General features: G+C 40.9%; 27 protein-coding genes. 19 read left to right on the forward strand and 8 right to left on the reverse strand.

Features of this window, described 5'->3' with window-relative positions:
- The first annotated feature begins 14 nt into the window (after window positions 1-14).
- The 4 genes from gspF (at window position 15) to I6L31_RS12475 (ending at window position 2,835) form a co-directional block, all read left to right on the forward strand.
- A complete protein-coding gene (gspF, locus tag I6L31_RS12460; protein ID WP_004991557.1) occupies window positions 15-1,220 on the forward strand; it encodes a type II secretion system inner membrane protein GspF in 1,206 nt (401 codons plus the stop codon).
- Window positions 1,221-1,243: 23 nt separating this feature from the next.
- Window positions 1,244-1,696, forward strand: coding sequence for a type II secretion system major pseudopilin GspG (gspG, locus tag I6L31_RS12465; RefSeq protein WP_005001245.1), 453 nt, complete (start codon window positions 1,244-1,246; stop codon window positions 1,694-1,696).
- A 330-nt stretch (window positions 1,697-2,026) separates the two neighbouring features.
- Window positions 2,027-2,365: a hypothetical protein gene (locus I6L31_RS12470; RefSeq protein ID WP_004991552.1), complete on the forward strand. Its 339-nt coding sequence runs from the start codon at window positions 2,027-2,029 to the stop codon at window positions 2,363-2,365.
- Window positions 2,366-2,496: 131 nt separating this feature from the next.
- Window positions 2,497-2,835, forward strand: a complete 339-nt coding sequence (locus I6L31_RS12475; RefSeq protein ID WP_005001248.1) for a tRNA-binding protein — start codon at window positions 2,497-2,499, stop codon at window positions 2,833-2,835.
- A gap of 65 nt (window positions 2,836-2,900) precedes the next feature.
- On the opposite strand, the gene lnt is transcribed toward I6L31_RS12475, so the two are convergent.
- Together lnt and I6L31_RS12485 are read right to left on the reverse strand one after the other, a co-directional pair.
- Window positions 2,901-4,460 carry an apolipoprotein N-acyltransferase gene (lnt, locus tag I6L31_RS12480; protein WP_005001250.1) on the reverse strand — a complete coding sequence of 520 codons (1,560 nt, stop codon included), beginning with the start codon at window positions 4,458-4,460 and terminating at the stop codon, window positions 2,901-2,903.
- Entirely contained in the window at window positions 4,457-5,296 is an 840-nt protein-coding gene (locus tag I6L31_RS12485; protein WP_004991545.1) for an HlyC/CorC family transporter, read from the reverse strand. The genes lnt and I6L31_RS12485 overlap by 4 nt, the downstream gene beginning before the upstream one ends.
- A gap of 190 nt (window positions 5,297-5,486) precedes the next feature.
- On the opposite strand from I6L31_RS12485, the gene tusA reads away from it, so the two are divergent.
- Both tusA and I6L31_RS12495 read left to right on the forward strand, forming a co-directional pair.
- Complete coding sequence (gene tusA, locus I6L31_RS12490) at window positions 5,487-5,744, forward strand: sulfurtransferase TusA (protein ID WP_005001252.1); 258 nt, start codon at window positions 5,487-5,489, stop codon at window positions 5,742-5,744.
- A complete protein-coding gene (locus tag I6L31_RS12495; protein WP_456057501.1) occupies window positions 5,744-6,343 on the forward strand; it encodes a LysE/ArgO family amino acid transporter in 600 nt (199 codons plus the stop codon). The genes tusA and I6L31_RS12495 overlap by 1 nt, the downstream gene beginning before the upstream one ends.
- A 57-nt stretch (window positions 6,344-6,400) precedes the next feature.
- Here the strand turns inward: I6L31_RS12495 and I6L31_RS12500 are convergent, their stop codons facing one another.
- On the reverse strand, window positions 6,401-7,528 hold the full coding sequence (locus I6L31_RS12500) for an AOC03_06830 family ribosome hibernation factor (protein WP_005001258.1): 1,128 nt from the start codon (window positions 7,526-7,528) through the stop codon (window positions 6,401-6,403).
- A 383-nt stretch (window positions 7,529-7,911) separates the two neighbouring features.
- Window positions 7,912-9,624, reverse strand: a complete 1,713-nt coding sequence (locus tag I6L31_RS12505; protein WP_004991534.1) for an electron transfer flavoprotein-ubiquinone oxidoreductase — start codon at window positions 9,622-9,624, stop codon at window positions 7,912-7,914.
- 189 nt (window positions 9,625-9,813) lie between these two features.
- Between I6L31_RS12505 and I6L31_RS12510 the strand changes: the two genes are divergently transcribed.
- The 5 genes from I6L31_RS12510 (at window position 9,814) to I6L31_RS12530 (ending at window position 14,256) form a co-directional block, all read left to right on the forward strand.
- Window positions 9,814-10,440 carry a DUF1285 domain-containing protein gene (locus I6L31_RS12510; RefSeq protein WP_005001260.1) on the forward strand — a complete coding sequence of 209 codons (627 nt, stop codon included), beginning with the start codon at window positions 9,814-9,816 and terminating at the stop codon, window positions 10,438-10,440.
- A gap of 47 nt (window positions 10,441-10,487) precedes the next feature.
- Window positions 10,488-11,357 (forward strand): glutamate racemase, encoded by an 870-nt coding sequence (gene murI, locus I6L31_RS12515; protein ID WP_035271672.1) that lies wholly within the window; start codon window positions 10,488-10,490, stop codon window positions 11,355-11,357.
- A 103-nt stretch (window positions 11,358-11,460) separates the two neighbouring features.
- Window positions 11,461-12,486 (forward strand): DUF4062 domain-containing protein, encoded by a 1,026-nt coding sequence (locus I6L31_RS12520; protein ID WP_004994149.1) that lies wholly within the window; start codon window positions 11,461-11,463, stop codon window positions 12,484-12,486.
- Between the two features lie 82 nt (window positions 12,487-12,568).
- Entirely contained in the window at window positions 12,569-13,582 is a 1,014-nt protein-coding gene (hemH, locus tag I6L31_RS12525; protein ID WP_005001265.1) for a ferrochelatase, read from the forward strand.
- Window positions 13,583-13,611: 29 nt separating this feature from the next.
- On the forward strand, window positions 13,612-14,256 hold the full coding sequence (locus tag I6L31_RS12530; protein ID WP_005001267.1) for an MBL fold metallo-hydrolase: 645 nt from the start codon (window positions 13,612-13,614) through the stop codon (window positions 14,254-14,256).
- A gap of 365 nt (window positions 14,257-14,621) precedes the next feature.
- Here I6L31_RS12530 and I6L31_RS12535 read toward each other — a convergent pair whose 3' ends face one another.
- On the reverse strand, window positions 14,622-14,810 hold the full coding sequence (locus I6L31_RS12535) for a DNA gyrase inhibitor YacG (RefSeq protein ID WP_005001271.1): 189 nt from the start codon (window positions 14,808-14,810) through the stop codon (window positions 14,622-14,624).
- Window positions 14,811-14,906: 96 nt separating this feature from the next.
- On the opposite strand from I6L31_RS12535, the gene I6L31_RS12540 reads away from it, so the two are divergent.
- The 6 genes from I6L31_RS12540 (at window position 14,907) to I6L31_RS12565 (ending at window position 20,256) form a co-directional block, all read left to right on the forward strand.
- Window positions 14,907-15,545 (forward strand): class I SAM-dependent methyltransferase, encoded by a 639-nt coding sequence (locus I6L31_RS12540; RefSeq protein WP_004994135.1) that lies wholly within the window; start codon window positions 14,907-14,909, stop codon window positions 15,543-15,545.
- Window positions 15,535-16,740, forward strand: a complete 1,206-nt coding sequence (locus I6L31_RS12545; RefSeq protein WP_005001273.1) for a TIGR03862 family flavoprotein — start codon at window positions 15,535-15,537, stop codon at window positions 16,738-16,740. The genes I6L31_RS12540 and I6L31_RS12545 overlap by 11 nt, the downstream gene beginning before the upstream one ends.
- Before the next feature lie 77 nt (window positions 16,741-16,817).
- On the forward strand, window positions 16,818-17,231 hold the full coding sequence (locus I6L31_RS12550) for a GFA family protein (RefSeq protein ID WP_005001275.1): 414 nt from the start codon (window positions 16,818-16,820) through the stop codon (window positions 17,229-17,231).
- Between the two features lie 315 nt (window positions 17,232-17,546).
- Window positions 17,547-18,581: a DUF1852 domain-containing protein gene (locus tag I6L31_RS12555; protein ID WP_035271674.1), complete on the forward strand. Its 1,035-nt coding sequence runs from the start codon at window positions 17,547-17,549 to the stop codon at window positions 18,579-18,581.
- A gap of 23 nt (window positions 18,582-18,604) precedes the next feature.
- Window positions 18,605-19,636, forward strand: a complete 1,032-nt coding sequence (locus tag I6L31_RS12560; protein WP_005001278.1) for a methionine synthase — start codon at window positions 18,605-18,607, stop codon at window positions 19,634-19,636.
- Window positions 19,637-19,716: 80 nt separating this feature from the next.
- The gene (locus I6L31_RS12565) at window positions 19,717-20,256 is read left to right on the forward strand and encodes a flavin reductase (RefSeq protein ID WP_035271676.1); all 540 of its coding nucleotides are present in this window, start codon (window positions 19,717-19,719) and stop codon (window positions 20,254-20,256) included.
- A gap of 475 nt (window positions 20,257-20,731) precedes the next feature.
- Here the strand turns inward: I6L31_RS12565 and I6L31_RS12570 are convergent, their stop codons facing one another.
- The 3 genes from I6L31_RS12570 to I6L31_RS12580 form a co-directional block, all read right to left on the reverse strand.
- Window positions 20,732-21,064 (reverse strand): HopJ type III effector protein, encoded by a 333-nt coding sequence (locus tag I6L31_RS12570; protein WP_005001284.1) that lies wholly within the window; start codon window positions 21,062-21,064, stop codon window positions 20,732-20,734.
- Between the two features lie 260 nt (window positions 21,065-21,324).
- Window positions 21,325-21,573 (reverse strand): type B 50S ribosomal protein L31, encoded by a 249-nt coding sequence (locus I6L31_RS12575; RefSeq protein WP_005001286.1) that lies wholly within the window; start codon window positions 21,571-21,573, stop codon window positions 21,325-21,327.
- 98 nt (window positions 21,574-21,671) lie between these two features.
- Window positions 21,672-22,964, reverse strand: coding sequence for an ABC1 kinase family protein (locus I6L31_RS12580; RefSeq protein ID WP_005001287.1), 1,293 nt, complete (start codon window positions 22,962-22,964; stop codon window positions 21,672-21,674).
- A 249-nt stretch (window positions 22,965-23,213) separates the two neighbouring features.
- Here I6L31_RS12580 and I6L31_RS12585 point away from each other — a divergent pair, with 249 nt between their 5' ends.
- The gene (locus tag I6L31_RS12585; RefSeq protein WP_005001289.1) at window positions 23,214-24,482 is read left to right on the forward strand and encodes an SfnB family sulfur acquisition oxidoreductase; all 1,269 of its coding nucleotides are present in this window, start codon (window positions 23,214-23,216) and stop codon (window positions 24,480-24,482) included.
- Window positions 24,483-24,602: 120 nt separating this feature from the next.
- Window positions 24,603-25,856: an acyl-CoA dehydrogenase family protein gene (locus I6L31_RS12590; protein WP_026039853.1), complete on the forward strand. Its 1,254-nt coding sequence runs from the start codon at window positions 24,603-24,605 to the stop codon at window positions 25,854-25,856.
- Window positions 25,857-26,007 lie beyond the last annotated feature (151 nt).

The raw sequence follows: 26,007 nt of genomic DNA on the forward strand, positions 1-26,007 counted from the left end.
AATTAGAAAAGATCATGCCTGCCTATCAATTTACTGCCATTGACGCTTCGGGAAAACAGCAAAAAGGGGTGCTGGAAGGGGACTCTGCACGACAAATTCGCCAGCAACTCAGGGATAAAACTTGGACGCCGATCGCCGTTGAACCTGTTGAGCAAAAAGATAAACATCAGCAACGTTCATGGTTTCAAAAAAAGTTTAGTGCTTATGATCTAGCACTCATGACGAGGCAGCTTTCTGTATTGGTGGCAGCGGCGATTCCGCTTGAAGAAGCATTACGCGCCGTGGCTAAACAAAATGAAAAAGCCCATGTGCAGAATTTACTCCTTTCGGTACGTTCCAAAGTACTAGAAGGACATTCGCTGGCACAGGGCATGCAGCAATCAGGACGTTTTCCTGACTTATATATTGCCACTATTGCCGCAGGTGAACGCTCTGGACATTTGGATCTAATACTCGATCAACTTTCAGACTACACCGAAAACCGTTTTGCCATGCAAAAGAAAATTCAGGGTGCGATGATTTATCCAATCATTTTATTGCTGATGTCTTTTGCAATTGTCATGGGGCTTATGACCTATGTTGTCCCAGATATTGTTAAAACGTTTGACCAGAGTAAACAGGCTTTGCCGTGGATTACAGTGGCTTTGATGAAAGCCAGCGATCTGATTCGTCACACATGGCCGTTCCTATTGCTGATCAGTATCATTGGCATCATTGCTTTTGTCCGCTTTTTAAAAACCACCGCAGGCCATTATGCATTTGATCGTTTAACGCTCAGATTGCCATTATTTGGTAAATTATCACGTGGTATAAATTCGGCGCGTTTTGCCAGTACCTTATCGATTTTGACTCAATCGGGTGTTCCTTTAGTTGATGCACTTAAAATTGGGGCTGCGGTGAGTAGTAATTGGGTGATTCGTGATGCGATTAATATTGCGGCGGAAAAAGTCACGGAAGGGGGAAACTTGGCAACCCAGCTTGAGCGCTGTGGTTATTTCCCACCAATGATGGTACAAATGATACGCAGTGGTGAAGCATCGGGCGAACTAGACCGAATGTTGCAGCGAGCATCCGATATGCAGGATCGTGAAGTCACAACATTCATCTCAACCTTATTGGCGCTGCTTGAACCGTTGATGCTGGTGTTTATGGCGGCCATTGTACTGGTGATCGTGATTGCGGTCATGCTGCCAATTGTAAATATGAATAATATGATTTAATGAGTTGTATGTTAGAGATGAAAATGAATAAGCAGAAAATGCAGGGTAATAAAATTATGAACAAACAGTCTGGATTCACACTTATTGAAGTGATGGTTGTGATCGTAATTTTAGGTGTTTTAGCTGCATTGATTGTTCCAAATGTGATGGGGCGTGGTGAAAAAGCCAAAGTCGATACCACACAAATCACCTTAAAAGGTGTGGCAGGAGCATTAGATCAATACAAACTAGACAATGGTCATTATCCATCTATGCAAGAAGGTGGTCTGGATGCGCTTGTGACTCAGCCTGCCACTGCGAAAAACTGGTTGCCAGGCGGTTATGTCAAAGGGGGCTATCCGAAAGATAGCTGGGAAAATGATATTCAGTATGTGATTCCTGGTACCGAGGGCCATGCCTACGACTTATATTCTTTTGGGGCAGATGGAAAATCTGGCGGTGAAGGAAACGATGCGGATATTTACTACAAACCTTAAAATTTAGTTTTAAGATTATAGGTAGCATTTTTAAATGAAGTGCTATCTATTTAAAATAATGTACTTGGCTTGATGGGAATTATGGATGGGTTGAATCGAATTTAAAAATAAAACATTGTAATGATAATACATCTCAGTTTGTAATTTTAATTTATCATATTGATTTTTATATAATTTAATAAAATATCAAGATATGAGATTTATAATAAGAACTATTCCCATATTTACTGATTACAAGATAAATGAATTATGAATAAAAATAGACTTTTTATTTGATTAAAACCTTGCATAATAGTTTTTAAGTCAGCCATTTTACTGTCGGAGGATAGCATGAAAGCATTATTTTTTTCGGATGAAATTCATCAGTTTCATTGGTCAATGCTCAAATCTGTTCTCCTGATTTTGAGTTTACTTCCACTGAGTCAAGGTATTTTAACCCTTTGGCAAATGTCAGACGCAACTAGCCAAATTATGGTAGGTTTCATTGCGCTGAGTATATTTAGTGCGATTCTGATTTTAAGTTTTTATTCAGCGTTAAAAGCAACGGTATTAAAAATTGTGCTTGAACAACAAATTTCAAATGTTGAGCAAGCTATCGTTTCTATTTATCGTTATGTTCCGATGTTGAGTCTAGCTGCTATGTTATCTTATCTAACTGCGACGCTATAACGATGATGTATGATCGAACGAGGCTGATGCCTCGTTTTTTATTGCGTGATTATTTTTTAATTTTTATTCTTTTCAATCAGTTTAAACAGTATGCATAATCCTTATTGAAATAAATAACAGGAATAAGTGCGATGGATTTAATCGAATGGCAGGATTTTTTAAAAGTAGAACTGCGTGTCGGTAAAATTATACAGGCTGAGATTTTTGAAAAAGCACGTAAGCCTGCGTATATCTTGCATGTAGATTTTGGCGAAGAATTGGGGATTAAAAAATCCAGTGCACAAATTACCAAGCTGTACCAACCAGAAGATTTAATCAATAAACTGGTGGTTGCAGTGGTGAATTTTCCTAAAAAACAGATCGGCCCGATTCAGTCCGAATGTCTGGTCACTGGGTTTCATAATGCAGAGGGAGATGTGGCGCTTTGTGTGCCTGATTTTGACGTGCCAGTGGGAACAAAATTATTATAGTTTTGATGCATATAAAAACCGAGATTCAGCAGAAATCTCGGTTTTTTGAAGCGGTCAATCGGACGTTAACGTCGTGATTTAAAGCTGACATTGACTTGTTTGGGGCGATAAAACCAACCCATGATTAAGAGTAACAATGAAAAGCCCAAGATTGGCCAGTCACTTAAACGAGTATATAGTGTCTCACCCTGCATCGCAGGCAATTCACCACGGAGCACGGCTTCTTTATCAATTGGTGCTTGTTTAACAATATGACCATTCTGATCGATAAACGCTGTTACACCCGTATTGGTGGCACGAATAAACCAGCGTCCATTTTCTTTAGCACGCATTTGCACCATTTGTAAATGTTGCATGGGGCCTGCGGTTCCAGTAAACCATGCATCATTGGAAACCGTCACCAGAAAGTCACTATTTTCCGCATTACGTCGGGTTAAATTTGGATAAGCAATTTCATAACAAATGGCAGCAGCAAGTGGATGGCCCTTAATCATCAAGGGTTTTTGATCGTTCGCCCCTTGACTAAAACCACTCATCGAAGGATCATTTTGTAAGGCAGGCAACACCCAACTCAGTAGTCCAGAAAGCGGAATATATTCACCAAAAGGGACTAAACGTTGTTTTTTATATAGCCCTGATGAATCACTGCCCGAGGCCATAATACTGTTGTAGTACTGTGGCGTTCCAACCTGCTGAGAAGCGTTCATATCCCAATACGGAATACCTGTCACCCATGCTGAACCTGTTTTCTTGGCTTGCTGCTGCATGGCATCCAGAAAAGGTTCGATGTCGGTTTGAAACATCGGAATGGAGGATTCAGGCCAAACGATTAAATCACGCCCCCATTCTGTGCGGGTCAAATTGGCATAGATCATCAAGGTTTTAACTTGATATTCAGTCAGCCATTTTAGATCTTGCGGAATATTACCTTGAATCAGAGATACAGATAAGGGTTTGCTGTTTTTGGGCTGAACAAATTCAATTTTCGACGCTCCCCATGCACCCAATAATAATAGGGCTGATGGAATCACCCAGAAAATACGACGTTGTAAAATTTCAACCAATGCGCAGGCCAGTATGATGACCGCAAAGGAAACCCCGAAAATTCCGAACAACGGCGCATAACCATCCAGAAAACGTTCGGTGAAAGCATAACCTGCAAAAAGCCATGGGAAACCTGTAAACACCCAAGTTTTTGCCCATTCAAAGAAGATCCAGAGTGGTGCAAACGTCAGCGGTGTTTCTGGGAAAAACCGACGATATAGCCAAGTTTGAAATGCGGTAAACAGTCCCATGACTAAGGCCATAAAGCCAATCATGAGTACACTTAAAACAGCATTGGTATCGCCGTAGACATGGATCGAGGTATAGAGCCAAAATGCTCCGACAAACCATAAGCCAAAACCATAGGCCCAACCGATCCCAAACGCTTGTTTAGCTGTACGGTTTTTGAGAGAAGCATATAATAATGCTGGCGACAAAATCGCCAGCCACCAGTAATAGTAAGGCGCAAGTGCTAGACTAAAAATAGCACCAGCACAGAGTGAAATCAGCAGGGGAATAATAAAGGGGAGTTGTTTTTGTTGCTGGGAAGATCCTAACAATGTATTAAAATATGTTCTCATTTACGAACAGCTCGAATCAGATGAATGGTACGTGCATCTGCTTCAACGATGGTAAATTCCCAATTTTCAAGTTCAACGGTCTGACCCTGCAAATCACTGACTAAACCAATTTCCTGAAGCAATAAACCGCCCATAGTTTCTACTTCATCGTCAGAAAAGTCTGCATCTAAAACTGTATTAAAGTGTTCAATCGGTGTAAGTGCCTGTACCAACCAAGTGTTTGCTGTTTGCTGTGTTGGATCCGGCACAATGTACTGCGCCTCTTCATCGGCATTGTCATGTTCATCTTCAATTTCACCGACAATTTCTTCTAAAATATCTTCAAGCGTGACCAGACCAGATGTCGTCCCGTACTCATCAATCACAATCGCGATATGCGTTTGCGTGTGTTTAAGCATACGTAAAACCTGATCCGAACGAGCACTTTCTGGAACAAACAGCGGTTGTCGCATTAAGGCGCGTACATCAACTTTCGCACCTTGTTCGGTCAGAAAAGGCAGTAAGTCTTTAGCAAGGAGAATTCCCACTACATTATCAGGTTGATCGGATGAGAAGACAGGAAAACGAGAATGTGCTGATTCAACCAGAACGTGCAAAATATCCAGTAATTCATCGTCTTCTTGCAAGCTGATCATGGCAGTACGTGGAGTCATGACTTCACGAATTTTGGTGGCAGGAAGGTCTAGAACGCCTTCTAGCATTGCCACAGTATCGGGTTCTAAAAAACGCTGTGAATCCTGAACGAGTTTTAACAGTTCGTCACGGGTTTCTGGTGCAGTGCCTAACCATTTTCTTAAGCCACGCATACCCCACGATGGGCCTGATTCCTCTTGCATGATCTTTCCTAAAGACTCTTAATGTGTCAATCAATGATTTTTAATCATACCGAAGAAAAATGGCTTATGCATTACTAAAACGATTGGAAAACGTAAATGATTCAAATTGATGAGTCAGCTTTTTTTGCTTTTTCTAGGAGACTTAACTTTATGGTAAACTATGCCCCTGTTTTTGAACTCAAGTATAGGCATGTCTTCACCAGATTTAACTCCGACCATTCAATTGAATACACGCGGTTTGCGTTGTCCTGAACCTGTGATGATGCTGCATCAAGCCATTCGGAAGTCAAAGTCAGGGGATGTGGTGGAGGTATTGGCGACTGACCCATCCACTTCATGGGATATTCCCAAGTTTTGTATGCATCTGGGACATGAATTGTTAGTTCAGGAAGAATTGCTGGATGCAGCAGGTTTAAAAGAATATCGTTATCTGGTGCAAAAAGGATAATGATGTCGACCTATTTTTCAGGTTTATTACTAGGGTTTTCCTTAATCTTAGCGATTGGCGCACAAAATGCTTTTGTTTTAAAACAGGGTTTGCTCAGACAACATGTCTTTTGGGTGTGTTTAATCTGTGCAGTTTCAGATGCATTGCTGATTTCATTAGGTGTTTTTGGTTTTGCAAGCTTGTTGAGTCAACAGACATGGCTCATTCAGGCGATGAAATGGTTTGGTGCTATTTTCTTATTCGCTTATGGCTTACGCAGTTTTTATAGTGCTTATACTGCCAAAGATGGTTTGCATGCTGCGGGACAAAAAGTGAATTCTTTGGCGCAAACCCTGATTTTATGTTTAAGTTTTTCTTGGCTGAACCCACATGTTTATTTGGACACAGTGGTTTTATTAGGTTCTATTTCTTCTCAATATGCCAATAAAGCTGCTTTTGCTGCTGGAGCGGTGACAGCATCGTTTGTTTTCTTTTTTAGTTTGGGTTTTGGTGCAAGATTGCTTGAACCCGTATTCGAAAATCCAAAAGCTTGGAAGGTTTTGGATATCATTATTGGTGTAGTGATGTGGTTGATTGCATGGTCTTTGCTTGATTCATAAGCTTGCAATGGGTCAGTAAAATAATCAAGCCCTATGCAAAGGCTTGATTTTATAAATTTAAATTGCATATCGACTAAGTAAAGTCACTGGGGTTTTGCCACTTAAATACGCTTCGGGTAAAAATACAATATGACCGCCATGCGTCTGAGCCGCATCGATGATATGGTGGATAACATCGGTAGGCGTAGAGTCATCTTCTGGTGCGGCGCTAAATTCTATACGCTGCTCGTTTTCATCAATAAAACCATTTACCGAATAACCTTGTTGTATATAGAGCGTGTCGATATTGCCCTGTAAAGCAGCCTGATAAATGTGTTGTAAATCAGTCACAACCCGCTCACTTCCATAAACTTGATCCAGTTGATTGGCATGATTTTGATGAATTTTATTCTGATAATCTTTTAATGCATTTTGAACACTGTCTACGATATGGCGTGGTTCGCTATTCTCCAGTTGAGTGACATTGTCGACCTTGATAATAATTTGGTGAGGATGATCGCAGATGGTTTCGTAGAAACTGATATTTCGACGATCAGCAACAAGCACAATTGGCAAAGGTTTTTGTGCATGAATCACCTGTACATTTTTATCCACTCGATTTAAAAACTCTTTAAGATAACGATCTTCCTGTGCAGCAGCAGATCGCTCTGCGGCAGTCAGGCTATATAATGTTTCATTTTTGACTGGAAAAGCGCCATGTGGCAAAAGCGGAGTGAGTTCAATATCCAGTTCTGAAAACTCATGAATAACGCGATTATTGGATGCTTGTATCAGGCGGCCCATTTCGCGGGTCACGACCACAATATAATAATCCAGTGCATAAGACAGTTCTCGAATAAAGTCGCGTAATACAAATTGCGTATCAATCATAATTCTGGCTTGAGTTTTAAACGGTAAACAAATCACCTCGACCTGATCAGCGGTCGCAAAAATGGCCAAAGTATCTAGATAATAATTGGGATTTAATTCATCCGTTTTTTCATGAATACGCTTTAAAAATTGGGCAACAAAAACTTTGTCATAAGTTTTCAGTAATTGTTCTTCGAGTTGTTTGAGTTGATTTTTTAGTGCGATATGGTCTTGTTGATTATCTGGAAAAGTACGATGGGTAGGAACAAAAATCGAAACTGCTGGGTTAGCACGTATATTTTGAAGTGATTGCAGTGTGTGTTTTAAATCAAGCATGACTTTCATCCTTTTTTCAAATCATGTGAAGAAAAGTGATCCCTTGCCCAAGATGTAATCTGAATATGGATTCATAGACAAAGACTTGAGTAAATTGGCTAAAAGGTGACAAACCCGCAATTAACAAAGGAATCAGAAAAAATAAAATGTTTAAAAATTAGTCTATGCATTTCTGCGCTCAAATTAGGTAACAAAGATTGATAGAAATGTAAGCAGATGAGCAGAATAAAAATAACGCACTGGCAAAAAATAAAAATGCACCGCAATTTAAATTACGGTGCATTTGAAAACAGATTAAGTTTTATCGTTCGGGGGATGAGAAGCCGTTATAGCTTCGCAAGATGAGATATAGCAAAGCACTGCTTTGCTATAACGCAAGGAATTTACATATTCGGATAATTCGGACCACCGCCACCTTCAGGTGTCACCCAAGTAATATTCTGTGATGGATCTTTAATATCACAGGTTTTACAGTGGACACAGTTGGCTGCATTGATCTGGAAGCGCTTATTGCCTTCACCCTCATCCACAATCTCATAAACCCCTGCTGGGCAATAACGCTGTGCAGGTTCATCCCATTTCGGTAAATTGACATTGACTGGAATACTTGGATCGGTCAATTTCAAATGCGACGGTTGGTTTTCTTCATGTACCGTGTTGGAGACAAACACTGAAGATAAACGGTCAAAAGTCAACTTGCCATCTGGTTTTGGATAAGTCGGTTTAAAGGTGGCTTTATCCTGAGTCTTTAATACGCTGTAGTCTGGTTGTAAGTCATGCAAGGTAAACGGTACTTTAAAGATATTTTGATCCAGAAAGTTAAACGCACCACCAATCCACAAACCAAACTTATGCATTGCAGGGCCAAAGTTACGGCTACGATGTAACTCTTCTTTGAGCCAGCTATTGTCAAACTTTTGCGTATAAGCGGTGAGTTCTTTATCAAAGAAGTCTTCACCTTCGAGCACACGGGCAATGGCTAAATCACCACCTTTTTCTACACCACGCGCAATCGCTTCAAAGACTGCTTCACCACATAACATGCCTGATTTCATGGCAGTGTGAGAGCCTTTGATTTTGGCAAAGTTTAAGAAGCCAGCATCATCACCAATCAGACAGCCACCCGGGAAGGTGAGTTTAGGTAAAGAGTTTAAGCCACCTTTCACAACCGCACGAGCGCCGTAAGAAATGCGTTTACCGCCTTCTAAATACTGCTTAATCAGAGGATGGGTTTTCCAGCGCTGCATTTCCATAAATGGGAACATATGCGGATTTTCATAGGATAAATCCACGATCATTCCCAAAGTGACTTGGTTGTTTTCTGCGTGATATAACCACCAACCACCCGAAGAACCAGTTTCAGTCAGTGGCCAGCCTGAACCGTGCATGACCAGACCTTCTTTGTGTTTGGCTGGATCAATTTCCCACAGTTCTTTAATCCCGATACCGTAATGCTGCGGATCTACATCTTTATCCAGATTAAATTTGCTGATTAAGCGTTTACCTAGATGACCACGACAGCCTTCTGCAAACAAAGTGTATTTGGCATGGAGTTCGTAACCTGGCGCAAAGTTATGCGTCGGTTCACCATCTTTACCAATGCCCATATCACCAGTTTGTACGCCTTTGACGGTACCATCTTCGTGATACAAAATTTCAGCAGCAGCAAAGCCCGGGAAAATAGACACTTCTAATTCTTCAGCTTTTTGACCTAACCAGCGCACCACGTTGCCGAGCGAGATGACATAGTTGCCATCGTTATGCATGGTTTTTGGCACCATCCAGTGCGGTGCTTCCTGCGATTTTTCATCAGAGAGCAGGAAGTAGGTTTTGTCTTCAGTCACAGGGACATTTAAAGGCGCACCTTCTTCTTTCCAGTTCGGAAATAGCTCATTGATGGCACGTGGCTCAAGGACCGCACCAGACAAAATATGAGCGCCCACTTCGGAGCCTTTTTCGACGACGCAGACGGATAGATCGGGTAAATTATGTTCAATCGCAAGTTGGCGAATTTTAATCGCAGACGATAGACCCGCAGGTCCAGCACCAACGATCACTACGTCAAACTCCATCGCTTCGCGTTCGATGTGCTCCATGTAGGACTCCTCATATTGCTAAGGGTGGCAACCGTCACATCAGCGCTTCGGTGCTGCCATGAGTGTTCTTTAATGTCTAGACACAAACAGACAATCGTGTCTTAAATAGTTTGCGGCTAGTATAGTTTCAAACCCTGATCTAGCCAATTGGCTGAGTCGTTATATTTTCTCGTCAGCAAGGCATAAACCATGGTAAATCATCATCATTCGTCTCAAGAGACAAACCAGTCAACATCGTTAGATGATAAAAACTTAATGAGTATCGCACAATATCTAAAAGATGCACAGCAAAGTCACAAAAGGTCAATTCCACCTCTTGACCAATGGCATCCAAAGCATTGCGGTAAAATGGATTTGATCATAAAAGCCAATGGAGAATGGTGGCACGAAGGTCAATTGATCAAGCGGCAGGCGCTTTTAGATCTATTTTCTAAAGTGCTTTGGAAAGAGGATGCAAAGTATTATTTAAAGACGCCCGTTGAGCAAATTGAGATCGAGGTTGAAGATGAACCTTTGCTGGTCAATCAAGTCGATGTGATTGAGATTGATTGTAAATCTTTTATCCAATTAACCACCACCAATCAAGATATTGTGATTGTGGATGAGGAACATCCGATTTTTATGCGTGGTTATGTAAGTGAAGCAGGAGAAGAGGAATTACGCCCTTATGTACATGTGCGCTTTGGTTTAAATGCTTTAATTCAGCGCGCCGCTTTTTATCATTTGATTGAGTTGGGTGTTTTGACTGAAAATTCTGATGGAGAAGCTGTTCTTGAGTTAAAAAGTGGTGATTTGCTCTTGCAATTGAGCAGTTGAGGTTTAAGCTTAATTCTGAATCTGACACGATGGATTTATCCAAAGAAATGACCGCAATACACCCTATTCATGCTGAATTAAAATCCAGACTTCAAGCATCTAAAGATGCGCCGATTGGTATTTTTGATTCTGGTGTGGGGGGATTAACCATTGCACAGGAAATCGTTCAGCATTTACCCAATGAACAGATTATTTATTATGCCGATACTGCACATGTTCCTTATGGGCCACGCTCAGATCAGGAAATCCGACAGTTAACCGCACAGGCGATTGAATGGTTATATCGTCGTGGTTGTAAAATGGCAGTTGTGGCATGTAATACAGCCTCAGCATTTAGTCTGGATTATTTGCGCGAACATTATGGAGCGTCTTTTCCAATCGTTGGCTTAGTGCCTGCGCTCAAACCCGCAGTGCTACAAACTCAGTCTAAAGTCGTTGCAGTATTGGCAACACCTGCAACATTTCGTGGGCAACTGATTAAGGATGTGATTCAAAATTTCGCGCATCCAGCAGGGGTAGAGGTCTTAGCTGTCACTTGTCTGGAACTGGTACCCTTTGTTGAAGCAGGCGAACAAATGAGTCCCGCTTGTTTAACGGTATTGAAGCAATGTTTACAGCCTGTCGTGGATCAGCATGCGGATTTTTTGGTGTTAGGCTGTACTCATTATCCGTTTTTAAATGAAGCAATTACCCATCTTTTTGGGCAGAAACTGACATTAATTGACTCAGGTTTGGCGGTGGCGAGGCAAACAGCCCGCATTTTGATTAAAAATGAGTTATTATTTGACGAAATTCGTCAGAATCATCTACAAATTGAGTGTTTTGTCAGCGGAAATAATGCAGATGAGTTAAAGTTTGTGTTAAAACATATGATTAAAGATCATATGACTTGGCGTATTCACAATATTGATGATTGAAGAGTATGGCGATGATTGCATAAATTTTAGATCTAAATTTGAGGTTGTATATTCGTACATCACACGGAACGTGGTGAGGAATGTTAAATTTTAGGGGATAACCATGCTGGATAAGCGTTATCAAGTGTTTATTTCAACTTCTGGTGCAGAGATGCAACCAGAACGTATGGTATTGGCACAGACACTCATCGGAATGGGATTTTTTTCATGGGGGCTTGAGCAACGTACACCACTGAGTACCTCCATTGCGCGTCGTCAAATTGACGATTGTGATTATGTTGTATTATTGCTTGGTAGTCAGTACGGGGAACAATCAGTTTCAGGGGTAAGTTATCTACATCTTGAATATATTTATGCCGTAACCAAACAAAAACCGATCATTGTCTTTATGCATGATGCGCCAGAAAGCCGTGACGCTGCGTTGCAGGATAGCAAACCAGAATTAAAAGAAAAATTTCATGAATTTCGTAAACAGCTCCAACAAGAGGTCGATCAGGTTTTTTGTTATCATAGCCTGCGCGACTTAGAACTGGCGGTGCGTTTCAATATGTCTCAAATGTTGGAACGTTATCCTGTATTGGGGTGGGTCAGACCGCAAAATACCCAAGTTTTACAAGATGAAATTGATAGTTTACGCGCTAAAGTCACTCGTCTGGAAACCGAGCAAGGTAAGCGTGAAAATGATCCTTTGGTCGCAATGCCAAGAGTGTATACCAATGAAATTTATTCTTTTGAATACCGTGTTCATGCCTATCAGGATGGTAATTTTCAGGAACTTAAACCTGAACGTAAGCTGACTTGGTTGCAGATTTTATCCATTTTAAGTGTGGTCTTTAAAATCCCGACACCTGAGGAATATTTTTCTAAAAGGATTAATGATTATCTGAATGAAACGGGACTTGAAGATGCAAGGCTAGTCTTACCGCGAGCACATGCAGTTGCGCGTTCGCAAATTAATATCCGTGCATTGCATCATATTAAAATGCAGATGCGACAAAATGACTGGATTGTCCCCGCTGGTCGTGATGAGCGTCAGCGTTTATTGTGGCAGCTTACACCTAAGGCTTTGAAATTACTGGAAACTCAACAGCCAGAACCTCAACGCACGACGCAAATAAAAACAAATTAGTCATTTATTTTGAAAAAGCCATAAAACTGTTAAAGTAAGCGTACTCCACAGATTTTCATGTACGCATTGAACAGGAAAAAGAATGTCTACTGCATCTAAGCCAAAAGTGACTGTTATTTTAGCCAATTTGGGAACTCCTGATGCAGCCACTGTTCCAGCAGTGAGGCAGTTTTTAAAACAGTTTTTGTCAGATTCACGGGTGATTGAAATTCCCGCACTGCTTTGGCAAATTATTCTACGCTGTTTTGTGCTGCCTTTTCGTCCTAAACGTGTGGCGCATGCCTATGCAACAGTTTGGCGTAAAGATTCACCCATGCGAGAAATTCTTTTTGCGCAGACTGAACGTTTGAAATCTGATCTTACGGATGCTTATCCGCAGTTTGATTTAAGGGTGGTTCCTGCCATGACTTATGGTCAACCCGGAATCACCTCATTATTGCAACAATTGGCGCAATCTCCTCAGGATCATATTTTATTATTGCCTTTATTTCCGCAATATTCTGCGACCTCAACCGCGCCACTTTATGATGCTTTTGCCAAATGGATTCCACAGCAACGTAATTTACCGGGCTTAAGCATTGTTAAAGAATATTATCGCCATCCTTTATTTATTCAGGCGCTAGTGCAAAGTATTCGGGATTTTCAGAATCAGCATGGGACAGCAGAAAAATTATTAATGTCTTTTCATGGAATTCCCCAGCCGTATGCTGATAAAGGTGATCCTTATGCAGATCAATGTCGGGAAACCGCGCGTTTAGTTGCCCAAGCACTGGGGCTCGAACACAATCAATGGGCCATTAGTTTTCAGTCACGTTTTGGCAAACAGGAATGGGTTAAACCTTATACAGATCAATTGCTTGGAGAGTGGGCGCAACAAGGTGTGAAATCTGTACAGATTTTGAGCCCTGCTTTTTCTGCGGATTGTCTGGAAACCTTAGAAGAACTCGCGATTCAAAATGCAGAATTGTTTTTGAATGCTGGTGGTGAGTCTTATCAGTACATTCCTGCATTAAACGACTCAGATGCCCATCTACAATTACTCCGCAAACTCGTTCAAGCCCATTTAAATGCGCTTGAAATCACCTTAGCTCAATAAAACATCATGATGTTTCGCCAGAGGTTGTTATGCTGCAAGTTAAAATAGTTCCTGTAACGGCTTTCGCTCAAAATTGTTCTATTGTTTGGGATAGTGAAACTAAAGACGCAATTTTAATTGATGCAGGGGGAGATGCAGCCAAACTAAGACAAGAAGTCGAAGCACTTGGCTTAAAGGTCAAAGCATTGTGGTTGACCCATGGACATCTTGATCATGCAGGGGCAGTTGGTGAGTTAGCTAGAATCTGGGGTATTCCTGTGATTGGCCCGCACAAAGAGGATCAATTTTGGCTAGATATGATTCAGGAAGTGTCGAAACGTTATGGATTTCCAATTCCTGAACTTGTACATGTAAATCAATGGCTTGAAGGCGGCGAAGTCTTGACATTAGGTGAGCATCAGTTTGACGTGCGATTTGCGCCTGGACATACACCAGGCCATGTGATGTTTTATAACCAACAACATGCATTATTATGGACAGGGGATGTGTTATTTAAGGGCTCGATTGGGCGGACTGATTTTCCGAAAGGCAATCACCAACAACTATTGGATTCGATTCAACGTGAATGTTTTAGTCTACCCGATGATACACAGTTTATTTCAGGGCATGGGCCGATGAGCAGCATTGGCTATGAAAAACAATTTAATCCTTTTGTTGCAGGTAAAGCAGGTTAAAAGAGACATAATAAAAGGACAATGATTGAACTTGCAATCATTGTCCCAGACGTCAAGAGTGAAATAAGCTATGGAAACGCTGTTTGGCTTCCAGTGCAATTAAAACGCTTGCAACTGCAAATAATACGGCAATAACAAATAAAACGGCATCTGAAGCCATAAAACCTAAAACGAGGAAGATTAAACAGCAAATAGCAAAAACAGCGAAAAGTAATCTCAACAAAAGCATCAAAATTCTCCTATTGTGAGAAGAGCCATATTATTGACGAGTACTTTAAGTCCTGTGTGTTTAATTTTGTTTGCTAATTGCACGATTTTGAGTAAATTTTGCAACGAAAGATGATCATCGAGGCGGGTATAGCAACTTAACTATCGTAATCATTCGGATGGCCATTTTCCGATGTTGGAGCATCTTGAGTCTGTAATTTATAGTCCTCATTGGCCCATGCGCCCAGATCAATCAGTTTACAACGCTCTGAACAAAAGGGACGAAACTCATTGCCTTCCCAGACAGAGGGTTCTCCACAACGGGGACAGGGAAATGTGCGTGGCATAGTAAAATCCTCAAATTCATCATCAAGATATTAGGCAAAGCTCAAATCACTTGTTAGACTTAGCCTGATTTCAATACCTAGTTTGAATAGTTTGCTGTGATTATCTCGATTCGTCAATTTCAAGCCCAGCGCATGCAGGCGCCGCGTGATTTTAGTTCCATTGAAAATATCCCCATTTGTGTTGAAATTGGTGCGGGTAAGGGCAAGCATGCCTTGTTATTTAGTGGTGAACATCCAGAACAAACATTGTTTGCAATCGAGCGCACCAAAGAAAAATTTTTGGCGATGCAGAAACAAAAAGGATTGGAACCACGGGATAATTTATATCCCGTCCATGCGGATGCTTTGCCGTGGATCGTCCATGCGCTTTATCCGCAACAAGTACAACATTTTTTTATTTTGTATCCTAATCCTGAACCGCATAATCCTGCACAGCGTTGGCTGAATATGCCGTTTTTTGAGTTTTTGCTGTCACGTTTAAAACCTCAAGGTACGATCACGCTTGCTAGTAATATTCCAGATTATATTGATGAAGCAGAACAGCAACTTTTGCACCTGTGGCATTTGCCTTACGTTAAACAACGCATTGCATCTGATTCGGCACGCACCCATTTTGAGATCAAATATCTAGAGCGTGCTGAACTTTGCCAACAGCTCATCATCACTAAACCTGAAAGCTATCAGACTCGGTTTGATGAATTTTTGCCATTGCAAGGGCAAGGTCATGCCGAGTAAGCAGGTCGTGATCGTTGGGGCGGGTCCTGCGGGACTAGCCTGTGCCGAAGTTTTGTCTGAACTTGGTGACTATGACATTACCGTGTATGAGCAAAAGCCATCGGCAGCACGTAAGTTCTTAATGGCGGGAAAAACAGGACTCAATATTAGTCATGCTGAAGATTTAGATCATTTTATATCACGCTATGATCATGCCAAATGGTTGCGCCCGATGATTGAAGGTTTTCATGCTCAAGACATTCAGGCATGGATGAAAGGTTTAGGGATTGAATCGTACATTGGTAGTTCAGGACGGATTTTCCCAAACGAGATGAAAGCCGCGCCATTATTACGCGCATGGCTCAAGCGTTTGCAAGATCGCGGCGTAAAATTTCGTTACCGCCATCAAGTCTTGGCTATGCAGGATCGGGAGTTGATGGTTCTGGATTTAGTGCAACAACAGCAGAATCACATTACGGCTGATGCGATTGTACTGGCGTGTGGGGCAGTATCATGGCCACAACTGGGAAGTGATGGAAAATGGCAAAACTGGTTAGATGCATCGATTATTCAACCTTTTATTGCCAGTAATGTCGGGGTGTTAGTCAATTGGTCTGAATATTTGCAACCCATTTTCGGACAACCGCTTAAGCGGATTCAGGCGTGGGTAGCTGGTCAAGTACCTCAGTTTGGCGAAATGGTGATCAGCCATTATGGATTGGAAGGTGGTTTGGTCTATCGCTGTAATCGCGATTTGCGTGAAGCGATGCAGACGCAAGGTCCCGCAATTTTATATCTGGATTTACTGCCAGACCTGAGCCAAGAACAAATTTTACAAAAGTTACAGCAAGGCAAAAAGCAGTCTTTAAATACTTTATGGCAAAAGATTGGCTTGGATAAAACCAAAATTGCTTTGATTCGTGATGTCGTCAGTAAAAATGACTGGAATGATGCAATCAAAATGGCGCAGCATATTAAACAAATTGCCGTGCAGATACAGGGTTTTCGTCCAATTGAAGAAGCGATTAGCTGCGCAGGTGGGATTCGACTCGATGCATTAAATAAGCATCTGATGCTAAAGAATTCTCCTTATATTTTTGCTTGTGGTGAGATGCTGGATTGGGATGCACCTACAGGTGGTTATTTACTGAACGCTTGTCTGGCGACAGGACGAACAGCAGCACAAGGTGTTCATGCACAACTAAATTCTGACTAAATTGAAATTCACTATTTTTGTTATCCTCAAAACCTGTTAATTTGGTTAAAAAATCAATAATTACACGGAGTATCTTCATGTCACAAGCTGCATTATTGACGGGAAGCTGTTTATGTCAGGGCATTCGTTACGAGGTTTCAGGTCATGGCTTGGGTGATATTATTCAATGCCATTGCCAACGTTGCCGTAAAGCCAATGGTACAGCTTATGCAACCAATACGCCTGTGCATGTGAATGATTTTAAAATTGTGCAAGGCGAACATTTGCTTAAGAAATATCAATCCACTCCAACCACGCAGCGTTGTTTTTGTAGCGAATGTGGTTCGCCCATCATGAGCATAAAAATAGATACCCCTGAATTTTATCGTTTGCGGATTGGAACTTTAGATACCAAAATTGAGCAAAAACCGAGTATGCATATTTTCGCTGCGCACAAAGCAGAGTGGGACACGATTTGTGATGACTTACCGCAGTATGCAGAACGACCATAGGTCAAAAAGTTAGGAGTTTACTGTTTTTATTTCAGATAGCGGACTTGATAGAGTTTAAGTGGATCGTTGAAATAGTATCTAAGATTTTGATAAAAATAAAAATTAATTTTACTGAAAAGGCGGGAGGGCAGTTTTTATTAGATTGCCTGATTATCCCAAACTTCTGCTAAGACATGACTCGCATTATCCATCTTCAATTGGGCTAAATTTCTAAACATGAATTTGGCTCATCTTTTAATGAAACAAAATCGTTTTTATTCATGTTTGTCTTTAGGTATAAATGACTCTATAGAATTTAGGGTAGTAGATTTTGCCATGAGTAAAGAGTTCGCATGTTCAATTAAACGTATTCGTTTTGATGAAAACTATCAACCCGCAGATAGTACACGTCTTACAACTAATTTCGCCAATTTGGCACGTGGTGAAAGCCGTGAGCAGAATCTGCGCAATACCCTTCGCATGATTAATAATCGTTTCAATGCCTTAGCACAATCAGACAATCCTAATGGTGATCGTTACTCACTTGAAATCGATATTATTTCTGCCGATTTGGATATTGAAGGCAATGGTACAACCTTCCCAATCATTGAAATGCTGAAAAGTACAATTATTGATCATAAAACCAATCAACGTATTGAAGGAATGATTGGAAATAGCTTTTCATCATACGTTCGTGACTACGATTTCAGCGTGGTGCTTAAAGAACATAATAAAGAAAACTCAACATCGTATGCACCTGAAAACTTTGGTGATTTACATGGCAAGCTATATCGATATCTTGTAAATTCTGACACCTTTAAGGCAGAGTTTAATCAACAACCTGTGATTTGCCTGAGTGTTTCGACCGCGAGAAAGTATCATCGCACAAGCAATGAACATTCTATTTTGGGCGTTGAATACAAACAAGACCAATACTCACGGACTGATGAGTATTTCCATAAAATGGGCTTACAGGTTCGCTTCTTTATGCCAAAAGGGAGCGTTGCACCTTTAGCCTTCTATTTTGCAGGTGATTTACTACGTGATTACACTGATTTTGAATTGATTAGTGCAATTAGTACGATGGAAACTTTCCAAAAGATTTATCGCCCTGAAATTTACAATGCAAATTCATCAGCGGCACAAATCTATCAAGCAAGTCTTGAATATCCAGATTATTCATTAACACGCATCGTCTATGATCGTGTGGAACGTGGTCAATTAGCAGTAAAACAAGGTAAATGGACTGAGGAAAACTTCATTAAGCCTTACCAGAATATTCTTGAACGCTGGGCTGCCAATTACTCCGATAAAAATAATTCGGATAAAAGTTTGGATAGAAGTCATCCGAATAAAACCGCTGCTGTGTAACTAAATATAGAAGATTATTGAAGATGAAACGATTATTACCAACCTCAACTGCGGGTAGCCTACCAAAACCATCATGGATTGCAGAACCTGAAAAACTCTGGTCACCGTGGAAATTACAAGGTGATGAACTGGCGCAAGGCAAACGTGATGCTTTGAGTTTATCGCTACACGAGCAGCTATTGGCGGGCATTGATATCGTGAGTGATGGTGAACAAACTCGCCAACATTTTGTCACCACATTCATTGAACATCTGGATGGCGTTGACTTTGAAAAACGTGAAACGGTTCGAATTCGTAATCGTTATGATGCCAGCGTACCGACCGTTGTCGGTGCAGTATCGCGTCAAAAACCCGTATTTGTAGAAGATGCCAAGTTTTTACGTCAGCAAACGACTCAACCGATTAAATGGGCATTACCTGGTCCAATGACCATGATTGATACGTTGTATGATGCGCACTATAAAAGTCGTGAAAAATTGGCTTGGGAATTCGCCAAAATTTTGAATCAGGAAGCACTGGAATTAGAAGCTGCGGGCGTGGATATTATCCAGTTTGATGAGCCTGCGTTTAATGTGTTCTTTGATGAAGTCAATGATTGGGGCGTTGCGACGCTTGAACGCGCGCTTGAAGGTCTTAAGTGTGAAACGGCTGTGCATATTTGTTATGGCTATGGTATTAAAGCCAATACTGACTGGAAAAAGACTTTGGGGTCAGAATGGCGTCAATATGAAGAAGCCTTTCCTAAGTTACAACAATCCAAGATTGATATTATCTCACTGGAATGTCACAACTCTCGCGTGCCGATGGATTTGATCGAGTTGATTCGTGGCAAAAAAGTCATGGTCGGCGCGATTGATGTTGCCACCAATAGCATTGAAACGCCTGAAGAAGTCGCTGATACCTTGCGCAAGGCACTCCAATTTGTGGATGCAGATAAACTGTATCCATCGACCAATTGTGGTATGACACCACTTTCTCGTGATGTGGCACGAGGCAAGTTACAAGCACTTAGCGCAGGTGCAGAAATTATCCGAAAAGAACTCGCAAACGGGTAATACTCGGTATAGTCAGATCTAAGCTCAATCGTTTGATGCTATGGGTGATCAAACGATTGAGCTGATTGAGGAATAAAATGATGATTGAAGCGTCAGACTTTCGAAATGCAATGTCTTTATTAAGCAGTGCGGTCAGTGTGGTAACCACAGCAGGCGCGTCTGGCCGTTATGGCTTCACTGCATCTGCGGTATGCAGTGTGACCGATACACCGCCGACATTGTTAGTTTGTATGAATCAAGCATCAAGTTCCCATGCACACTTTTTAGAAAATAAAATTTTAACGGTGAATGTATTAGGCGCAGATCATCAGCATATTTCTCAAGCATTTTCGTCAAAATTGAGTCCTGAACAAAGATTTGAACACGGATTTTGGACGGAACTCGAAACAGGTGCGCCAGTTTTAGACAATGCTTTAGTGAATTTTGATTGTGAAATTGATCAGGTTCAACAAGTGGGAACACATACGATTTTGATGTGTCGTATTGTTGCGATTCAACAAAGTCAGCAGACTCAAAGTTTGGTGTATTTTAATCGTGGTTATCATCGAGTGGGGCATCAGATTGTGCAGCATGAAGAACATTCTATTGTGCATCGTGTAAAACAGATAGAAAGTGTTTAATATGATTTTTGCATGGAATGATCTAGATCAATGATGGATTCATCTTGAATCATGGTTAGAAATAAACTGATTGATGTGGGTGAGTTGTGAAATTTTAGGAAATCTGAATAGAAACAAGATATATTGCCAAAATTATAGAATGTGATGAAAATCTTGAATTTATTCTAAACGTTAAAGTTTATAATGAGATTCTAGAGCTATTTAGTTCTTCAATACCCGCATCTACTGATCTCAAAAAATGACCTTAAACGAGATAGTATGTAAGTTCTGGCTTACATCAATTCAGGAAAATTGCCAATATTCACCACAATATAAATTTCCTATGATGAACCCATAAAGAACAGGATGTTCGAAGACGTAAAACAACAACAATTAGTCAATCATCAGGATCGTGAGGGATGACAGGAGTTAACCCTAAAACGGAAATGCGAAAAACCCAGACAGGATGTCTGGGTTTTTTTATGACTTTATTATTTTATTTTGCAGTGAGTGCCTGACCTTCAAAAGTCACACCATCCCAGCCATGTTGCATAAACTGACGAATGTTTTGATGATCTGTACTTTCTGGTGTTGCAAGCACAGAAGCATAATGTTCTGCAAACAGACTTAAGGTTTGCACTTGATCCAGACCTTCAATTTTGGCAAATGACAATACTTTAGCACTGCCTTGATTTTCAGTGGCAGCATTGTGTTGTTGACCGTTTTTAAATGCTGTTGGTTGATGTTCAAAACGTGCTTCGATATGCGCCAAAACATCAGCAAATTTGGCTTCACCATTTTGAAGCTGTTGCAAGAGTTTGTGTACCATGATTTTCCGTGATTCAATGACAAGTCAAAAGTATGATGAAGCATAGCATTGAATTTATGGGTTTCAGCATTCATTTGAGCAAATAAGCTGAAGAAAACTTAGTTAGAATTGCTTTTACCAATAAGAGAAAGGACAACTGTGGATAACTTCATGTTTATACACAAGACCGAATTTCGGCCAAAAAAAGAAGCCTAAGTGGAGGAGATAGTTGCTTAGGCTTCGAATAGGATTCAGTATAAAACTAAAAACTTAAGGCAAGATTAACGTTTAAAACGTGAAAAACGTTTGTTAAAGCTTGCGACACGACCTTCGTTACTGGCTTGACGGACTTCACCTGTATAAAACGGATGAGATGCACTGGAAATATCCAAAGTCACATAGGGATAAGTCTTGCCTTCATATTCACGAGTTTGTTTGGTTTGGATGGTGCTACCAATCACAAAATAGGCATCTGCATTGGTATCATGAAAAAGCACTTGTTGATATTCAGGATGTATACCGTTACGCATGGGAAACCCTCCAATTGATTTATTTTGAAATGTTATAATATTTCAATTAATAAGTCAAATATGTAAATCAATCTTCAATCATGCTGTAATCTTCTAAATCAATTCGGAACTAATTCTTCAAATAAATCATTCAGATTATCATCGACTTTTAAATGGATGAGATTCCAATAATGTCCTGAAATAGTGCGATTGACCATTAAAGTATCTGGCGATGGCTTAAACACATCCCAGTATTTCAAGGATTTTTTCACTAAAATAACGCCATCATGATGCGCAGAATTTTGGGCAAAGTCATAATTCGTTGTGAGAGGGCGTAACAGGACTTCTAACCATTGTAAATAAAGCTCTTCTGGAAATAATCCTTTTTCTGAAAGTGAGTGTAGAGCATCCAGATGATTTTCAATTGCAGCGACATCTTGTTGACGCGCTGCTTGTACCAGCCGTTTAAAATGCTCAATGATTTCAATAGTTAAGGTTTTTACTCCACCAAAATCATAGATAATCACACTGCCATCTTCACGAAACGCAAAATTTCCTGGATGTGGATCACAATGGAAGCGTTTTAAATAAAAGATTTCCTGACCTAAAGCGCGTATTAGACGACGACCAATTTCATTACGAATCTCGATAGGCCATGTACTGGCTGTTTCAATCGACTCTCCACGCTCCAGACTTAAAGTTAAAATACGGCGTGAAGAATAGTCTTTATAAACGCTTGGAATGATAATTTTATCATCTAATTGCTCATGGAAGGTTTTAAAAACCTCAAGGTTTTGCGCTTCAATTTCATAATTCAATTCATCAGACAGACTGTCCTGAATTTCTGCAAAAAGTTTATCCTGAAGTTTCTTATCAATCTTGATCACACCCATCAAGCGTAAAGCCAAACGAACCTGTTTGAGGTCACTTTCACAAGCTTCATCTACGCCCGGATATTGCACTTTGACTACTACCTCTTGTCCATTGGGCAGAACAGCACGATGAACCTGTCCAATAGATGCAGCGGCAAAGGGTTGTTGTTCAAAAGATTGAAAAATGGTCAGTAAAGGTTGCCCTAATTCTTTTTCAACTTGTTGCTGAATCGCGCTAAATGGAACAGCAGGTGCTTGGCGTTGCAGTTTTGCAATGGCTTTGGCGACTTCGGGTGGAAAAATGTCTTTGTATTGTGAGGCGATTTGTCCAACTTTCATGACTGCGCCTTTCATTTCGCCCAAAGTATCTGCAATTTGAACGCCAATATCCTGAAAAAGTTTGGTTTTCGCCGCAAGTTTTTGTTCATCATCCGCGGTTAAATTTCGAATCGAGCTTGAGACTGTTTTAGTCGCGATACTGGCAGTCATTCCCGCAAGTTTCATAAAACGTCGACCTGGAGAACTCGTATTTTTAGCCATCTCTATTTTACCTTTTATCCGCGCTGGATTCAGTCTTGATCATAGGTGACAAAGTCTAAATTGCCTACTTCAAATTGTTAATAAACTAGAATCAATTCTAAAAACAAGGGTTTAAATATATTGCATTTTTTATGCAAAGTATTGCAAAAACCATTTCATAAACAATGCGTTAATCACTATAACAGCTTCATTTTTTTGGTGCTATGTTGATTTGCATAGCCTAAAAAAACACTGAAGAGATTTTCCACTATGAGCCAACTAAATACAGCGGTTTCTTCCCATACTTCTTATGCTCATCGAGCAAATTCTGTGCCATTACAGGTGTTTGAACAACCACAAAATGCACATATTATTCAAAACGATGCCGAAGCAATTCAGGTTGCCAAGCAATTGGCTCACGAATTTGTCAAAGAAGCTTCCTTGCGTGATCAAGAACGCCGTTTGCCCATCAATGAAATCCAGCAATATTCGCAAAGTGGTTTATGGGGAATTACCATTCCTAAAGCATTTGGTGGCGCACAAGTTAAATATCGTACTTTGGCGGAAGTGGTCAAAACCATTTCTAGTGTCGATTCTTCACTGGGACAATTACCACAAAACCACTGGGCATTTTTAGAGCATTTACGTCTGGATGCCAGTTTGGAGCAGCAACGTTTTTTCTTTGATCTGGTGCTCAAAGGTATTCGTTTTGGTAATGCTTTTTCAGAAAAAGGCAGTAAAACCGTGGCTGATCTCACCACCACCATTCATAAAACCGCAACAGGATATGAAATCAATGGGCAGAAGTTTTTTGCCACAGGCGCATTGCTAGCGCACTGGATTCCAATTGTAGCGATTAATGAATCAGGTCAGCCCTTTGCTGCTTTAGTCCCACGTGAAACCGAAGGGGTGAATGTTATTAATGACTGGTCTGGATTTGGGCAACGTACCACTGCCAGTGGTAGTGTTGAATTGAAAAAAGTTCCTGTACGTGAGGAATATGTCGTTCCGATTTATCAAGCCTTTGAACGACCGACCGCAGCAGGCGCGATTTCCCAGTTCATACAGGCGGCGGTAGACGCGGGGATTGCGCGTGGTGCGATTGAAGAAACCATTCAATACGTAAAAAAATACAGTCGTCCGTGGATTGATTCAGGTTTGGAGCGTGCGACCGATGATCCCTATACCATTGCCAGTATTGGTGACTTAAAAATTAAACTTCGTGCAGCAGAAGCGGTATTGGACTTGGCTGCCGACCAGATTGATCTGGCGATTGATGAGCCAACAGAACAGCATGTTTCTCAGGCGACTTTACTGGTTGCAGAAGCAAAAGTGTTGACCACTGAAGTGGCAATACTCGCAGCGAATAAGCTATTTGAATTGTCAGGCACGCGCTCGACTTTGTCTGAGCTCAATCTGGATCGACATTGGCGTAATGCACGTACCCATACGCTACATGATCCTGTGCGTTGGAAATATCACATTGTTGGAAATTATTACCTTAATGGTGTTCAGCCTCCGCGTCATGCGTGGAGTTAAGGACTTGAATATAGGACTTCTTTCATTATTATTTACCTCTTCTTTATTTTTCTCCTATAGGCAGAAAAAAAGGGACTTATGAAAGAAGTCTATAACAAAAAACAAAATGAGGATAAAAAGATGAGTCAGTTTGAGCAAATTAAAGATCAGCTTTCTTTGGGCGCAGATTATGAGGCGGTCGCTGCAAAGTACCGCCCTATTTTTAACAAAATTGAAGCAGGTGCCTTAGAACGTGAACAACGCCGTCAGTTGCCTTATGAGCAAATTCAATGGTTAAAACAGGCGGGTTTCGGTGCATTACGTGTTCCTGTTGCCTATGGCGGGGCAGGTGTGTCATTGCCACAGCTATTTCAATTATTGACTGAATTAGCTCAAGCCGATTCTAATATCGTACAGGCATTACGTGGCCACTTTGCTTTTGTAGAAGATCGTTTAGTTGCACATAGCACGCAGCCACAAAATGACTGGTTTGAACGGTTTGTATCGGGTGATATTTTTGGCAATGCATGGACAGAAGTGGGTTCTGTCCAGATTGGCGATGTAAATACGAGAATTACGCAAGATGAAGCAACAGGTAAGTTGCTGGTCAATGGAGAAAAATACTATTCAACTGGCAGTATTTTTGCAGACTGGATCGATTTATTTGCCTACGATGAAGTCAGTCAGCAGCATGTGATTGCCGCGATTGATCGGCATGCTTCAGGGGTTCAGGTTGATGATGATTGGGATGGCTTCGGTCAAAAAACCACAGGAAGTGGAACACTCCGTTTGGAACAAGTAGAACTGCCTGCTGCACATATTATTCCCTTTGATCAGCGTTTTAAATATCAAACCGCTTTTTATCAGGTGGTGCATCTGGCAACGTTGTCGGGGATTGCTCAGGCTGCGGTAGACACCTTTAGTCAGGAAGTTCGTGAGCGTAAACGTATTTTTAGTCATGCCAATACTGATCTGGCACGACACGATCCACAAGTACTACAAGTGATTGGAAAAGCATCTGCACAGGCTTATGCTAGTGAGGCAATTACGCAAGCTACAGCCGAAGCATTACAACGGGCTTATCTCAGTCATTTTGCCGAATCTGATGAAAAAGAACGTCTGGCCAACATTGATGCTGAATTGGAGTCTGCACAAGGGCAAGTGGTCATTGCTGATTTAGTTCTAGAGCTTACGACTAAATTGTTTAACGCGCTCAGTGCCTCTGCGAGTAGTACAGCCAAGCAACTCGATCGTTTCTGGCGTAATGCTCGAACGGTGTCTTCACATAATCCACTTATTTATAAAGAAAAAGTCATTGGTGACTGGATCGTGAATCAAACCGAACTTCCTTTTGTCTGGCAAATTGGTGCCAGTCCGAAAGCCAAGTCAGCCTGATAAAAAAATAGGTAATAAAAATGCCAATCAAATCCGATTGGCATTTTCTTTTAAATCAAACATATTGGATGATCAGATTTCTTTCATCATTGTTCAAACCCTGTTTATTTTTCTCATATAGGGAAAAGAAAAAGGGACTGATGAAACAAGT

The sequence above is a fragment of the Acinetobacter septicus genome (genome assembly GCF_019355975.1).
GTDB classification, from domain to species: Bacteria; Pseudomonadota; Gammaproteobacteria; order Pseudomonadales; family Moraxellaceae; genus Acinetobacter; species Acinetobacter ursingii.